The organism is Arthrobacter gengyunqii (genome assembly GCF_023022985.1).
Lineage (GTDB): Bacteria > Actinomycetota > Actinomycetes > Actinomycetales > Micrococcaceae > Arthrobacter_B > Arthrobacter_B gengyunqii.
This window is the reverse complement of sequence record NZ_CP095461.1, coordinates 3,361,988-3,375,373: the sequence shown is the minus strand read 5'-3', so window position 1 is coordinate 3,375,373 and position 13,386 is coordinate 3,361,988. Positions and strand designations below refer to the sequence as shown.

Sequence of the window (13,386 nt, the reverse complement as noted above, 5' to 3'; positions counted from 1 at the left end):
CACATGCGTATTGCCAACCTGAACGGCCGTGCCTCCCTCGTGACCGAGGGGGGAGCAGTCGACATAGCCAAAGCCTCCGACGGTGCTTTCGGCCCTGACCCGATGGATGTCTACGAGCGCTGGAGCGACTTCTCCGCCTGGGCGGCCGAGGCCACCCTGCCTGCTGGTGCGCCCTTCGAGTCGGCTGATCTCGGCATCCCGGTCCCGAGGCCACCGCAGGTGCTTGCCATCGGCGTGAACTACAAGGACCACGCCGCCGAGGCCAACATCCCGGCACCCGAGGAGCTGATTGTTTTCACGAAGTTCCGCTCCAGCCTCGCAGCGCCCAACGTGCAGGTCGAACTACCGAGCGACGACGTCGATTACGAAACCGAGATTGTCGTGGTTATCGGTAAGGAAGGTCACCGGATCGGGAAGGCCGATGCGTGGCAGCACGTGGCCGGCATCGCCGTCGGCCAGGATTACTCGGAGCGCACGGTACAGCGCCGTCCCCCCGTGCCGCAGTTCTCGATGGGCAAATCGTTCCCGAATTTCGGACCGTTTGGACCGTACGTGGTCACACCGGACGAATTCCCGAACCGTGACTCCATCTCGTTCCACGCGGTGCTCGAGCGCCCGGGCGAAGAGACGATCACCCTTCAGGACGGCGACACGGATCAGCTGTTCTTTCCGATTGACGAGAGCATCCACCGGCTCTCGCAGATCGTGACGCTGCTGCCCGGGGACATCATCTTCACGGGCACGCCTGCGGGCGTGGGACTCTCGCGGGGGATCCTGATGCGGCCGGGCTATCGCCTCACCAGCACCCTCGACGGCTTCGGCTCGTTCACGAACGAGTTCACCGCGGCGTCGTGACTCAGACGTCTGAGGCGCCCGAAGTCACCTGGGCGCCCACCGAGGAAAGCATCCGGAACACGCAACTGTGGGCCCTCCGTGAGCTGGCCCTCGAACGCCACGGCGTGCTCCTCGATGACTACCCTGCCTTCTGGCGGTGGTCGGTCGAGGAGCCCGGGGCCTTCTGGGATCTCGTACGTGAGCATGCGGGCCTGGTTGGTGACGGGCTGGTGGGACCTGCCCTTTCGGAGCGCCGCATGCCCGGTGCGGTCTGGTACCCGGAGGCCCGGCTGAACTATGCCGAGAACGTCCTGCGGCATGCGGATGCACGGCCGGACGAGGTAGCGATCGTCGGATTGTCCGAGGACGGGCGCAGCGAGTGGACCTGGGCCGGCCTGCGTGATCGTGTCGCCGCCCTCGCCGCCCGCCTGCGCGGCCTCGGCGTCGGGCAGGGCGACGTCGTCGCGGGTGTCTTTCCGAACATCCCCGAGGCGATCGCTGCGATGCTCGCGGCCGCATCCCTCGGCGCCATCTGGTCGGTGTGCTCCCCCGACTTCGCCAAACCTGCCATCGTCGACAGGCTGGCGCCCCTGGAGCCCCGCGTGCTGCTGGGTTTCTCCGGTTACACGTTCAAGGGCCGTGCGGTCGACTCCCGGCCTCTGGTGGACTCGGTCGGTTCCGCGCTGCCCACGGTGACCGACGTCGTGTACCTCGACGACCTCGATGCCTTGCCGTCTGCACCTGCGGACTACCGGCGTCTCCCGTTCGACCACCCCTTGTGGGTTCTCTTCTCCTCCGGAACCACCGGCGTCCCGAAGGGAATCGTGCACGGACACGGCGGAATGCTGCTCGAATCCGCCAAGGGAATCGGGCTGCAGTTCGACCTCGGTCCGGGCGATCGCTACTTCACCGCAGCGAACACCTCCTGGATGGTGTGGAACACCCTTCCGAACACGCTCAGCGTCGGGGCGTCAGTGGTTACCTTCCCCGGTGCGTCCATGTGGCCGGATGCTGACCGACAGTTCGCCCTCGTCGCGGAGACGCAGGCGACGATGCTCGCGACCGGCGCTGCATATCTTGCCCTGGTGGAGAAGTCCGGTCTGCGTCCGGGGGACCGATACGACCTCTCCGGCCTGGACACGATCATGTCAACGGGATCGGTTCTCGCCCCCTCGACCTGGCGCTGGGTCCACGCGGCGGTCAAGGCCGATGTTCATCTCTCGAGTGATTCCGGCGGCACCGATATCTGCAGCGGTTTCATCGGAGGCAACCCCTGGCAGCGCGTGCACCTCGGCGAACTGCAGGGTCCGACGCTAGGAACTCCCGTCCAGGTCCGCGCCGAGGACGGCCGGGAGGCGGCCGACGACGAAGTGGGCGAGCTCGTGCTGACCGGGCCGATGCCGTCGATGCCCGTCCGCTTCTGGGGTGATGAGGATGGCGCCAAGTACCGCGCAGCGTACTTCGAGGCCGATCCCGCCGTCTGGACGCACGGCGACTGGATCAGCCGCACCCCGCGCGGGGGCGTGGTGGTGCATGGAAGATCCGACGCGACGCTCAACCGCGACGGCGTGCGGCTGGGCAGCGCGGAGATCTATGCCGCGCTGCAGACCCTGGACGAGGTGCACAACGGCGTCGTTCTGGGGATCGAAATGCCGGGCGGGCGGTACTGGATGCCGCTGTTCGTCGAACTGGCCGACGGCGTCGAACTCAGCGACGACCTGGTGGCGCGGATCCGTACCGCCATCCGTTCCCGGGCGACGGCGCGGCACGTTCCCGACGCAATCGAAGCTGCGCCGGGCATCCCCGTCACGTACTCCGGTAAGCGGATCGAGGTGCCCCTGAAAAAGGTGTTCCTGGGGCATGACCAGGCCAAGGCGGTCAACCGCGGATCGCTGCAGAACCCGGAGACGGTCGACTGGTTCGTCCAGCGGGCCCGGGTGTTCAACGAAGAGAATGGAATCAAAGCCAAATGAGCGACAACGATGTCGATGTGCTTGTGGTGGGGCAGGGTGTGGTTGGGCAACTGACCTCGCTCTACCTTGCACAGCGCGGGTACCGGGTGCTGGCCGTTGAGCAGCACCGCGAGCCGTATTCTCTGCCCCGGGCCGTCCACTACGATCCGGATGTAAACCGCTTCCTGGCCGGAGTGGGCCTGGACGCCGAGGAGCAGGCCACCTTCAGTGAGCCTGCCCTGAGCTATGACTGGCTGACTGCCGATCGGAAGCTGCTGCTGACCTTCCCCGCACCCCTTGACGGGCCTCAGGGCTGGCCGGAATCCACGATGTTCGCCCAGCCGGACCTCGAAGCCGCGCTGCGCAGGCACCAGGAGGCGGCCGAAGGGCTCGAGATTCGCTGGGGGACCGCTCTGACCGGGTTTGACCAGGACGCTGAGGGGGTGTCGGCGTTCATTGACGGACCTGACGGCAAGACCACGGTCCGGGCAACATTCGTGGTGGGATGCGACGGCGCCAACTCAGCCGTGCGGGAACTCGCCGGGCTGACAATGACTGATCTGGACTTCAGCTCGGACTGGCTGGTGATGGATCTCCAGATGGCCGAGCGTGCTTGGACACCCGAGAACGGCCAGATCTGCGACCCGCTGCGTCCCACGTCTGTTGTCTCAGGCGGTCCGGGCCGCCGCCGCTTCGAATTCATGCTGATGCCGGGGGAGGACGCTGCGGCATTCACAAGCACCGGCAACGCCTGGGAACTCGTCGAGCCTTGGGGGGTAAACCCCGGGAACGCGGATCTTGAGCGCCTGGCGATGTACACGTTCCACGCGCGGTGCGTCACCGAATGGAGCCGCGGGCGCGTCTTCGTCGCCGGCGATGCCGCGCACCAGATGCCGCCCTTCTTCGGCCGCGGCATGGTGTCGGGTGTCCGGGATGCTGCGAACCTCGTGTGGAAGATTGACCACGTGCTGAGCGGAGTCACGCCGCTTGGCCTGCTCGACACTTACGGGAGCGAGCGGGGTGCACACGTCCAGCATGCGCTGATGATGTCGCTGGAACTTGGGCGGATGATCTGCGAGACCGACCCCGCCAAGGTCGCCGAGCGCGACACCCACTTCCTCAGCGCCGGGCCGTTCCCGTGGAATGCCCTTCCTCCCATGCCCCCGGAGATCCTCGGTCCGGGCTTCTTCCCCGGAGGTGCGCCCGGGTCCGATCCGGTCGCCGGCCGAATCGGCGTGCAGGGACGGCTGCGCGGCCTCGACGGCAGCGAGACGGCCGCAGACCGGATTACCTGGGGTGAGTTCGTGGCCTTCGTCGACGGGCGCGTGGTGAGCGAGGACGATGCGGAGCGTATCCGCGCGGCCAGGCCCGCCGGATTCCCCTGCAAGGTCATCGAGGTCATGCCCGCCGATACCGCGGCCCGCAACCGCCACAGCGGCAGCGACGTCGACGGTCGGTACGGGGAGGTCTTCGACTCGGCGGTGGCCGTCATCTACCGTCCGGATTTCCACGGGTTCGCCTCCGCAAAGACCGTCGACGACGCCATTAACCTCATGGCCGCCCTTGAAACAACCCAGCTGGGGGAATCCGCATGACCATGCTCACCGACAATGACGCCGTCATTGTCTCCGTTGCCCGTACAGCCATCGGACGCGCCCGTAAGGGCGGCCTCGCAGATGTGCGCGGCGATGAACTGGCCCGCCAGGTCTTCGCCGGCGTCATCGACCGTGTACCAGGATTGTCCATCGACGACGTCGACGACCTGATGCTCGGCACGGCGGCCCCTGACGGTGAGCAGGGTTTCAACATGGCCCGCGTCGTGGCGACGCTGCTCAACTACGACACGCTGCCGGGCACCACTGTGAACCGCTTCTGTGCCTCCTCGATCCAAACCACCCGGATGGCCTTCCACGCCATCAAGGCCGGTGAGGGAGACGCGTTCCTCGTCGGAGGCACCGAGTCGACATCACACGCCGCCCCGCCGGCCGGGGCCGGCAACGCCGCGTTCGACGCCGCCGCCGAACGCACCGCGCAGGCGATGCTGTCGGGGGAGCCGTGGCATGACCCACGTGCCGAGGGTGCAATGCCCGACGCCTATATCCAAATGGGCCACACGGCGGAGTACGTGGCGCGGCTGACCGGAGTCAGCCGCGCGGAACAGGACGCCTTTGCCGCGCGCTCGCAGCGTCTGGCGGCCGAAGCGCAGGCCAGCGGCTACCTGGCGCGTGAAATCGTGCCCGTGGTACGGCCGGACGGATCGGTCTTCGACCAGGACGATTCGCTCCGCCCGGGGACCACGGCGGAGGCACTGGCCGAACTCAAGCCCGTGTTCTCGCCCGTCGGAACGGTCACGGCAGGCAACGCCTGTCCGCTGAACGACGGTGCATCCGCCGCAGTGGTCGTCTCCGGACGGTACGCGAAGGTGCACGGTCTGCAGCCACTGGCGCGCATCGTCTCGACCGCTGTCTCGGGTCTGTCGCCGGAGATCATGGGGCTCGGGCCCGTGGAATCGTCGCGGCGGGCGCTGCGTCGGGCCGGCCTGACTATCCCTGACCTCGACCTCATCGAAATAAACGAGGCATTCGCCGTCCAGGTTGTGGCTTCCGCACGGGAGCTCGGGATTGATGTGGACCGTCAGCTCAACACGCACGGCGGGGCAATTGCCATCGGGCATCCGTTCGGTGCGACAGGCACCCGCCTCATCGGCACACTGATCAACGGGCTGTCGACCGAGGACAAGACGCTTGGCATGGCCACGCTGTGCGTGGGCGGCGGGCAGGGAATGGCGATCGTGCTGGAACGCCTTAGCTGATCGGCAGAACGGAAAGCGGCCGGGTGATTCGATCACCCGGCCGCTTTCCGTTGTCCCTGCGTGCTTTGTTCCTGAGTGCTTAGAACTCGTCCTCATCGACGAACGTGGCATAGGGCTCGGGCGCGTGCACGAGTTCCTTGGGATCCCACGACGGGGTGTACTCGACCTGGAATCGCGGAGCGCTGTCCGGTCCACCGTTGCCGATCGGGGCGGGGGGACGGGGGAGGCTGCCGTCCGTGAAGCTCTTGTAGTAGTCGGCAACAAACGTGAGGGAGTTCCGGTACTTCCAGATCTTCCAGGCGCCCTCCTCCTTGCGGAAGACCAGGTGGTAACGGCCCCAGTACCAGAACCCGTGCAGGGGATTGCCCTCGACCCATCCGAGGTGGTGCGCCTCGGCGCCCGGCGTGATCCAGGCGGCCTTCGCCGTTTCGAGGTCATCGGCAACCTCGATGACGGGCGTGGACAGGAGGTGCTCAACGTACTCACCGCTGAGATCGCGCGGCGGCAGGCCTTCGTCGAGAGCGCCGACGAAGCAGCGCTGCGCGGCGTCGGAACCGGTGTAGCGGCCGAACGGGAGTTCGATTACGGTGTCGGGCCGGGTGCTGAAGTACGGCACAATCGGTTCGTTTGCATAGGCGGAGTGGAGGAACTCAATCCTTCCCATGATGTTCGAGATCTCGATGTAGGCCTCGGTGCGGGAAATCCGGCGTTCAAGTGCAGCAATGTCGGTCATGCGGTCTTCCTTTTCAGTAGGTGGTGGGCAGTCGGAGCGACTTAGAACATGGGCTCGGCGTAGTCGCCGATACCAACGCCGAGCAGCGCGCCGCCTGCGACCGATGCCATGGTCTCGAAGTCGACGGCGGCGTGATTGCGCATAACCTGCGTGTCCCGGACGATCCGTTCCAGGGGGTCCCCGGTGCGGAAGATGGAGGCACCGGCTGCCCGCACCACGAGGTCGACGGCCTGGAAAGCTTTCTGACCGGATCCAGTCAGCCCCAGATTGATGCGGGCACGATCTGCGAGCGTTGCGGGACCGGCCGATTCCCTGCCGTAAACCCGGTCGGTGTGCGCAAGCGCGTCGTGCAGCTGGAGACCCGCGACCTGGACGAGGTCCCATGCCTTGCCGTAGGTCTGGCGGGTGATCGGCTCGTCGATCTGCTTCTGCCGGGTCTGCATCCGGACCCGCTTGCCGATCCCGTCCGCGAAGAGCTCAAGGGCGGCGTCGGCGGTGCCGATGGCGACGGCGGAATGGATGAGGTTGAGCGTGCGGTTCATGGGGTAGCCGATGAGCGGGTATTCAGTCAGGGCCGCACCCTCGTTGTGCTCGGACGAGTACACGGGGAAGGAAACCGCGCGATGGCGCGGAACAAAGAGTCCCTCCACCTTGATGTCGTTGGAGCCCGTGGCCTTCATTCCGGGGACGTGCCAGGTGTCGACGATCTCGGTCTCACTGACGGGCACCACAACGCTGAGAGGGCCATCGGGGGACATTGCATTGAGCGCGGCCCACTCGGCGTGGAGAACACCGGAGCCGAAGCGCCAGGTGCCGGAGACGGTATACCCGCCCTCCACCGGGGTTGCGGCTCCGGGTGGGCCCGCAGCTGCGACGGTGAGTCCGTACGGCTTGTCCGCGAAGAACTCATCCTGTGCCTCCACGCCGTAGCGGTAGAGGAGGGTCGAGTGCGAGATGAGGAATGCGGCGATCCAGCCGGCGGAGGCATCGCCCCGCGAGAGGACACGGACGAGGTCGGCGAACTCGCTGAGGCCCAGTGCAGAGCCACCGTGTTCGGCGGGGACCATCGCCGTGAAGAATCCGGCTGAACTGAAATCCTCGATGGTCTCATCGGGCTGCCGTCGGACGTTCTCGGCCGCGGATGCGCGCTCCCGCAACAGCGGGACCAGCTTTTCCGCGCGGGCTATGAGCTCGCTTGCTGTGGGGGCGGTCGTTGTCGTCGTCGACATCGGTATACCTCTCGTGGGTGACGTAATAAAAGAACTATACTGTACGTACCAGTGCAGTCTTGCACATTCTTCGTCCGGACTGAACCGCCGAGGGCTGCGCAAGCATGTGTGTCACCGAAGTGGGAGGAGCGCAGCGGATACCGCGTGGGCCCGGAGGGGTTCCGGGTCCAGGTGCCGGAGGCGGTTCCGGTGGACGACGACGTTGTGCTGCTTTCGTGCATTGCCGAGCTCGGTTTTGGTGCGGCTCTGACCCTGCTGCGCAAGCGGCGGGTTCCTGTGGGCTTGGCTGTGGCGGCATTGACGGAAGGGGGATGTACCTGTTTGCTGACGGACAGCCTGGTTCGGGCGGGGTATTGCCGGGCGACAACTGAAAAGCGAGTGTTGAGCCTGCAGGCCGTAACGAAGACCCGGACCCGCCGGGCGCAGGGTTTAGTCCTTCGCCGGACGGAGGGCTGCGCCCTTGTGCACCGCGTGGCGCTGCGAGGAGTCGCTGCGGACCTTGTACTGCGGTTCATCCTCGGAGCAGACGCGCACCCTGCCCATAAACTCAAAGTCAGCGGTGTGGATTTCAGTGACCATACCCAAGACATCTGATCCCTGGAAGTTCCATCGAACATGGTCGCCAACGGCGTAGCGCGGCCCTGCAGCCGGTGAATCAGTCATGAGCCCAGTTCTAGCAGCGGCTCCACTTGCTGTAACGGGTAGCCCACTAAGTTACTGACCAGTAATATAGCGTTCATGCACCTTCTCCTTCGCACCCTCCTCGTCCTGTTCCGTTCCCGCAGGCGCCCGAAACTGGGCTTTTTTGACTCGTCCTCGCTTCCGATGCGGGTGCTCCCGACCGACATCGACATCGCCATGCACCTGAACAACGGGATGTACCTTTCGCTGATGGACCTTGGCCGCTTCGACCTCATGGTCCGCAGCGGTTTCTGGGACAGCATGCGGCGCAACGGCTGGAGCCCGGTGGTGGGCAATGAAACAATCAGTTTCCGCAAATCCCTGCAGCTGGGCCAGCGGTACACGATCGAAACCAAGGTCATCGGGTTCGATGACCGCGCCAGCTACATCGAGCAGCGGATGGTGGCCGACGGCGAAATCTACGCCCGTGCGTACATCGCCGCGCGCTTCGTGTCCAAGAAGGGCCCGGTCAGTAATGAAGACATCTTCAAAGCCGCGGGGGTCCTGCCTCCCTCGGACCTGGTCTTGCCTGAATGGGTTCGGCAGTGGCGGGCCGACGGGGCGCTGCCCAGCACCCGTCGACCTGCTCCACATATCTGGGCCTAGGGTTCCGGGAGCGGCAAAAGGCCCCTGACAATATCGGCGGGCCCTCCATCGGCGTAAATTTGCCTGCATGACACTCTCTGTCAACGTCTTCGTCAGCTTGGACGGTGTGATGCAGGGACCTGGGTCCGCCGACGAGGACCGGTCGGGACACTTTGAACGCGGTGGCTGGCTGGCGCCTCTTGCGGACGATGCCGGCATTGGGCAGATTGTCACCAGCTGGTTTGCAAGGGCGGACTCGCTGCTCTTCGGCCGGTCCACCTATGACATGTTGCGGCCCTTTTGGGAGCCGGCACCTGATCGGGATGACGCCGTCGCCTACGCCCTCAATCACCTTCCGAAGTATCTCGTTTCCTCCACCGAAGCTGACCCGACCTGGCACAACACGCACGTGCTGACGGGGGATCCGTTGGAAGCCATCGAGACGTTGAGGGCGGGGCGGGGTGAAATCCAGGTTCACGGCAGTCACCAGCTGGCCAGGTCACTGCACGACGCCGGAATGGTGGACGAATTCCGGTTGCTCATCTTTCCCGTGGTGGTGGGGGCGGGAAAGCGTCTCTTCGACGAGGGGACTGTTCCTTCGGGTTTCCGGGTCCTTGAATCGGAAACCTTGAACAACGGCACGTTCCACCTGCGCCTGCGGCCAATCCCCTTCGGAACCGCCGTCATGGGCCCGCGCCTTGGGCACTAGCCCCTCCGTAAAAGATAATTTCCGCCATGCGATAAAGTTTGCAGGAAATTCTTGGAAGGAAAACTCATGGCCGGAAAGGCCGCCGGTTCCGGCGTGCAGTCAGTCGAACGCGTTTTTGAACTGCTGGAAATCATTACTGATGCCGGCGGTGCCGTAACGCTCAGCGAACTCGCTGCTTCGACCGATCTGCCGCTTCCCACTATCCACCGGCTGCTCCGCACCCTGGTGTCCCTCGGATATGCCCGGCAGCTGCCCAACCGGCGCTATACCCTGGGCCCGCGCCTCATCCCGCTGGGGGAGGGGGCCGTCAAACAACTGGGATCCCTTGCCCTGCCCCAGCTCAAGACGCTCGTCGATGAACTTGGAGAGACCGCCAACATCGCGGTGCTGGATTCGGACATGGTGGTTTATCTGGCGCAGGTCCCGTCCCCGCATTCGATGCGGATGTTCACCGAGGTGGGGCGCCGGGTGCATCCCCATGCCACCGGCGTCGGCAAAGCGATCCTGGCGCAACTGCCGGATGACAGAGTGCGAGACATAGTTGCCCGCAGCGGGATGCCGACCCCCACCGACAAGACCATCGGGACCGTTGACGAGTTGCTGGCCGAACTGCAGCGGATCCGTAAGCGCGGATATGCCATCGATGAGCAGGAACAGGAGCTGGGGGTGCGCTGCTTTGCCATTGCGGTGCCGGATGCTCCCACCCCGACTGCCGTTTCCGTTTCCGGACCCATTTCCCGGGTGGATGCAGGTTTTGCCAAACGAGCGGTTCCCCTGCTGCGGTCTGCCGCTGCATCCATTTCCCAGGAGTTCAACGGCCAGAGCCACGGTTGACCCGCTGCGCCCGCTGCAGGGGTTGTGCAAAAAGAAAGGGCGGAGCCGCTTATGCGGCTCCGCCCTTTCGGAGGGAAGTGCTTGTGCTTCTAGTGCTGTGACTCGCGTGAGCGGCCGGCAACCAGCATGATCGCCGGAATCAGGAGCAGAAGCAGCGGGATGAGCACTGCCAGGACCATCGGGGAAGTAACGATTTGACCGGGAGTCATGGCCGTGGTGCTGGCCCGCATCGTGTCAGCACCTTCGGAGATTTCCCCGTTGCCGTCGGCGAGGGTTGTGGTGCCCTCCGCCAGCTTGGTGTTGCCTTCGGCCAGCTCGGCGGCGCCGGTCTTCAGGTCACCCGTTCCGGCGGTGAGCGTCTTGCCGCCCTCATCAAGCTTGACGGTGCCGTCTGCGAGCGAGCCGCTGCCGGAGACCAGCTTGCTCGTGCCTTCCGCCAGGGTGGTTGCCCCGGTGGCCAGTTTGTCGTTTCCTTCCGAGAGCGTGACTGCGCCGGTCTCAAGGGTGCCCAGACCGGTGGAGAGTGTCTGCGCGCCGGTGGCGAGCTTGTCTGCACCGGCAACCAGTTCCGGTGTCTTGGCGGCCAGCTCGGATGCACCGGCATTGAGCTTGTTGGCGCCCTCTGCAATAGCACCGTTGCCTGCTGCCAGAGTGTCGGCGCCTGCACGAAGCGTACCCAGACCGGTGGAGAGTTCCCCGGTTCCGGCGTAAAGCGTTTCAGCGCCCGTGGTGAGCACTCCCGCGCCGGTGGCCAGCTGGGCGGCGCCTGTCTCCAGAGCCTTTGTGCCCGTGGCCAGAGCGGTTGCGCCGGCGTTCAACTTGCCCGCCCCGTCAGCGATGGTCCCGTTGCCGGCGGCCAGGCTTCCTGCTCCGCTGCGCAGCGTGGCAAGTCCGGTGGAGAGGTCTGATGCTCCCTTGTTGAGGTTAGTTGCGCCGGCGTTCAGCTCTTCTGCACCTGCTGCGAGTTTTCCTGCACCGGCGAACAGTGAGGGTGTTCCGGCGGCGAGGCTCTTGGCGCCGGTGTCCAGCTGTTCGGCACCGGCGGCCAGTTGGGCGTTGCCGTCAGCCAGATCTGCGGATCCTGCCTCCAAAGCGCCGGTTCCTGCGGCCAGTTCCGCGATGCCGGTTTCAAGGGCACCGACTCCGTCGACAACCTGCTGAGCCCCGCCCTGCAGCTGCAGGGAACCGGAGGCAAGAGCTGCGGCACCGTCTGCCACGCCCTTGGCGCCCTTGCGCAGGCCCGGCTCCTCTGCCGTGCCCTGGCCGTCGAAACCGGCCTTGATGTTGATAATGCCGCTGTTGAGCGCCTCAGCTCCGGCGGCAACCTGCATTCCGCCGTCCCGTACGCCGGGGACTCCGGCAGCCACGGCCGCTGCGCCTGCACCCGCATCCACGGCGCCGGCACGAACCTGCTCCAGCCCGTCCTTGAGCTGGGTGTTGTAGGCATTGCTGAAGTCGGTGGCACCTGCGGCGATGCCGTCGACGCCGGCTTTGGTTCCCTGCGCCTGTGCCGTGACGGCAGCCAGGCGGTCAGCCAGCTGAGCCTCGGTCAGCGACGGTGCATCCTGCTGCAGCTGCTGCAGCTGGGCCACCATCTTTGCTGCCGCAGCGGACGCGCTGGACGCGCCGCCTGCCACTGTGTCTGCGGTGGATGTCAGGCGGGCTGCACCGTCATTGACCAGGGGAATCCCGGCTGCGAGTTCCGCAGCGCCATCCCGCAGCAGAGGTCCGCCGTTGACCAGGGCATTGATGCCGTTGGAGAGGTTCCGGGCGCCCGCTGCCAGCTCGGTTGAACCTGCTGCGGCGCTGTCGACCCCGTCCCCGAGAGCAGAAGCTCCGGCATTTACCCGATCGGCGCCAGCCACGAGATCCTTGGTGCCCTGAACTGCAGCTCCGGTTCCTTCATAAAGGGTCACTGCGCCAACCCGGAGATCACCTGCACCCTTGGCCAGCTTGGAAACACCTGCATTGACCTGGACGGCACCCTCGGCCAGACCAGCGGCGCCGTCCTTGGCCGTCTTTGCCCCGGTGTTCAAGGTCGTGGTTCCGGCAGCCAGTTCCTGGGCTCCGGTGTTCACTTCCTCTGCCCCGATTTCCAGCTCGACGCTGCCTTTGTTGAGTCCCGATGCGCCGTCCGCGATGGCGCCAGCACCGGCGGAGACCTTGTCGGCTCCGTCTTTGGCATTTCCGGCCCCCGCGGTCAGCTGGTCGGCACCGTCCTTGGCTGCAAGAGCCCCCGCATTGAGATCCTTTGCGCCGGTGGCCAGCTGTCCCGCTCCCGTATTGGCTGCCTCGGCGCCGTCGCGGAGCTTGTTACCGCCGTCGTTCAGCGCCTTGGCTCCGCCCACAATCTGTCCGGCGCCGTTGCGAAGCGCGATTCCGCCGTCGTTGAGCTTTGCCGCACCGGCGTTAATCGAGCCGGCACCGTCAGCAGCGGTCAACGCACCCTTGTTCAGTTCCCCCGAGCCGGCGGCAAGCTGCTGCGCGCCGTCGGAGGCACGAACTGCGCCGTCGCGGAGCTGGATGCCGCCGTTGGCGAGCTGTCCCGCCCCGGCATTGGCCGTGCCTGCTCCGGTGGCGATCTTCAACGCGCCTTCAGCAGCGGAAATAGCACCGGTCTGAAGCTTCACCGCGCCTTCGTCGAGGGATACGGCGCCGTCCTTCAACGACGTAGCCCCGGTCTTCGCGTTGGCGATGCCCTTCGCCAGGGTGTTGGCACCGGCGTCGACCTTCTCGCTGCCGGCGGCAACCTTGTCAGCACCTGTCTGGGCTTTTGCTGCTCCCTCTTTCAAATCTCCGGCACCGGTGGAGGCGCGCACGGCACCTTCACTGAGCTGGGTTGCCCCCGCTGCAACCTTGCTGGAGAACAGCACAAAGAAGGCCAGAAGGAGGATGAGGAACAAGGCCAGAAGAGCTGTCAGAAGTGTGTGCGGCCGGGGACTGACCCGTCCGGACGGAGAACTCGTCATTGAAATTCCTTCGTGTCATAAGCCGGTCCGATAACCGGAGGGCAGCGA

General features: G+C 65.6%; 11 protein-coding genes. 7 read left to right on the top strand and 4 right to left on the bottom strand.

Features of this window, described 5'->3' with window-relative positions; all coding sequences use genetic code 11:
• Window positions 1-3: 3 nt before the first annotated feature.
• From MUG94_RS15570 to MUG94_RS15555, 4 genes are read left to right on the top strand one after another with little or no spacing between them, the layout of a single operon-like run.
• Window positions 4-855, top strand: coding sequence for a fumarylacetoacetate hydrolase family protein (locus MUG94_RS15570; protein WP_227907066.1), 852 nt, complete (start codon window positions 4-6; stop codon window positions 853-855).
• Window positions 852-2,807: an acetoacetate--CoA ligase gene (locus MUG94_RS15565; protein ID WP_227907065.1), complete on the top strand. Its 1,956-nt coding sequence runs from the start codon at window positions 852-854 to the stop codon at window positions 2,805-2,807. The genes MUG94_RS15570 and MUG94_RS15565 overlap by 4 nt, the downstream gene beginning before the upstream one ends.
• On the top strand, window positions 2,804-4,381 hold the full coding sequence (locus MUG94_RS15560; protein ID WP_227907064.1) for a bifunctional 3-(3-hydroxy-phenyl)propionate/3-hydroxycinnamic acid hydroxylase: 1,578 nt from the start codon (window positions 2,804-2,806) through the stop codon (window positions 4,379-4,381). The genes MUG94_RS15565 and MUG94_RS15560 overlap by 4 nt, the downstream gene beginning before the upstream one ends.
• Complete coding sequence (locus MUG94_RS15555; RefSeq protein WP_247098820.1) at window positions 4,378-5,598, top strand: acetyl-CoA C-acetyltransferase; 1,221 nt, start codon at window positions 4,378-4,380, stop codon at window positions 5,596-5,598. Before MUG94_RS15560 ends, MUG94_RS15555 begins: the two co-directional genes overlap by 4 nt.
• Before the next feature lie 79 nt (window positions 5,599-5,677).
• Here the strand turns inward: MUG94_RS15555 and MUG94_RS15550 are convergent, their stop codons facing one another.
• The 3 genes from MUG94_RS15550 to MUG94_RS15540 form a co-directional block, all read right to left on the bottom strand.
• The gene (locus MUG94_RS15550; protein ID WP_152271280.1) at window positions 5,678-6,331 is read right to left on the bottom strand and encodes a nuclear transport factor 2 family protein; all 654 of its coding nucleotides are present in this window, start codon (window positions 6,329-6,331) and stop codon (window positions 5,678-5,680) included.
• Between the two features lie 41 nt (window positions 6,332-6,372).
• Complete coding sequence (locus MUG94_RS15545) at window positions 6,373-7,560, bottom strand: acyl-CoA dehydrogenase family protein (protein ID WP_227907063.1); 1,188 nt, start codon at window positions 7,558-7,560, stop codon at window positions 6,373-6,375.
• 429 nt (window positions 7,561-7,989) lie between these two features.
• Window positions 7,990-8,223, bottom strand: coding sequence for a hypervirulence associated TUDOR domain-containing protein (locus tag MUG94_RS15540; protein ID WP_227907062.1), 234 nt, complete (start codon window positions 8,221-8,223; stop codon window positions 7,990-7,992).
• A gap of 75 nt (window positions 8,224-8,298) precedes the next feature.
• Between MUG94_RS15540 and MUG94_RS15535 the strand changes: the two genes are divergently transcribed.
• The 3 genes from MUG94_RS15535 to MUG94_RS15525 all read left to right on the top strand — a co-directional run bounded on the left by MUG94_RS15535 (window position 8,299) and on the right by MUG94_RS15525 (window position 10,369).
• Window positions 8,299-8,847 carry an acyl-CoA thioesterase gene (locus MUG94_RS15535; protein WP_227907061.1) on the top strand — a complete coding sequence of 183 codons (549 nt, stop codon included), beginning with the start codon at window positions 8,299-8,301 and terminating at the stop codon, window positions 8,845-8,847.
• A gap of 67 nt (window positions 8,848-8,914) precedes the next feature.
• Window positions 8,915-9,535, top strand: coding sequence for a dihydrofolate reductase family protein (locus MUG94_RS15530; protein ID WP_227907060.1), 621 nt, complete (start codon window positions 8,915-8,917; stop codon window positions 9,533-9,535).
• 66 nt (window positions 9,536-9,601) lie between these two features.
• Window positions 9,602-10,369 carry an IclR family transcriptional regulator gene (locus MUG94_RS15525; RefSeq protein ID WP_227907059.1) on the top strand — a complete coding sequence of 256 codons (768 nt, stop codon included), beginning with the start codon at window positions 9,602-9,604 and terminating at the stop codon, window positions 10,367-10,369.
• An 89-nt stretch (window positions 10,370-10,458) separates the two neighbouring features.
• On the opposite strand, the gene MUG94_RS15520 is transcribed toward MUG94_RS15525, so the two are convergent.
• On the bottom strand, window positions 10,459-13,338 hold the full coding sequence (locus MUG94_RS15520) for a beta strand repeat-containing protein (protein WP_227907058.1): 2,880 nt from the start codon (window positions 13,336-13,338) through the stop codon (window positions 10,459-10,461).
• Window positions 13,339-13,386 lie beyond the last annotated feature (48 nt).

Bases quoted from the DNA above. Each gene is read 5' to 3' on its own strand.
- MUG94_RS15540 (WP_227907062.1), bottom strand. From the start codon at position 8,223: ATGACTGATTCACCGGCTGCAGGGCCGCGCTACGCCGTTGGCGACCAT.
- MUG94_RS15530 (WP_227907060.1), top strand. From the start codon at position 8,915: ATGACACTCTCTGTCAACGTCTTCGTCAGCTTGGACGGTGTGATGCAG.
- MUG94_RS15560 (WP_227907064.1), top strand. From the start codon at position 2,804: ATGAGCGACAACGATGTCGATGTGCTTGTGGTGGGGCAGGGTGTGGTT.
- MUG94_RS15545 (WP_227907063.1), bottom strand. From the start codon at position 7,560: ATGTCGACGACGACAACGACCGCCCCCACAGCAAGCGAGCTCATAGCC.
- MUG94_RS15570 (WP_227907066.1), top strand. From the start codon at position 4: ATGCGTATTGCCAACCTGAACGGCCGTGCCTCCCTCGTGACCGAGGGG.
- MUG94_RS15550 (WP_152271280.1), bottom strand. From the start codon at position 6,331: ATGACCGACATTGCTGCACTTGAACGCCGGATTTCCCGCACCGAGGCC.
- MUG94_RS15525 (WP_227907059.1), top strand. From the start codon at position 9,602: ATGGCCGGAAAGGCCGCCGGTTCCGGCGTGCAGTCAGTCGAACGCGTT.
- MUG94_RS15535 (WP_227907061.1), top strand. From the start codon at position 8,299: ATGCACCTTCTCCTTCGCACCCTCCTCGTCCTGTTCCGTTCCCGCAGG.
- MUG94_RS15520 (WP_227907058.1), bottom strand. From the start codon at position 13,338: ATGACGAGTTCTCCGTCCGGACGGGTCAGTCCCCGGCCGCACACACTT.
- MUG94_RS15555 (WP_247098820.1), top strand. From the start codon at position 4,378: ATGACCATGCTCACCGACAATGACGCCGTCATTGTCTCCGTTGCCCGT.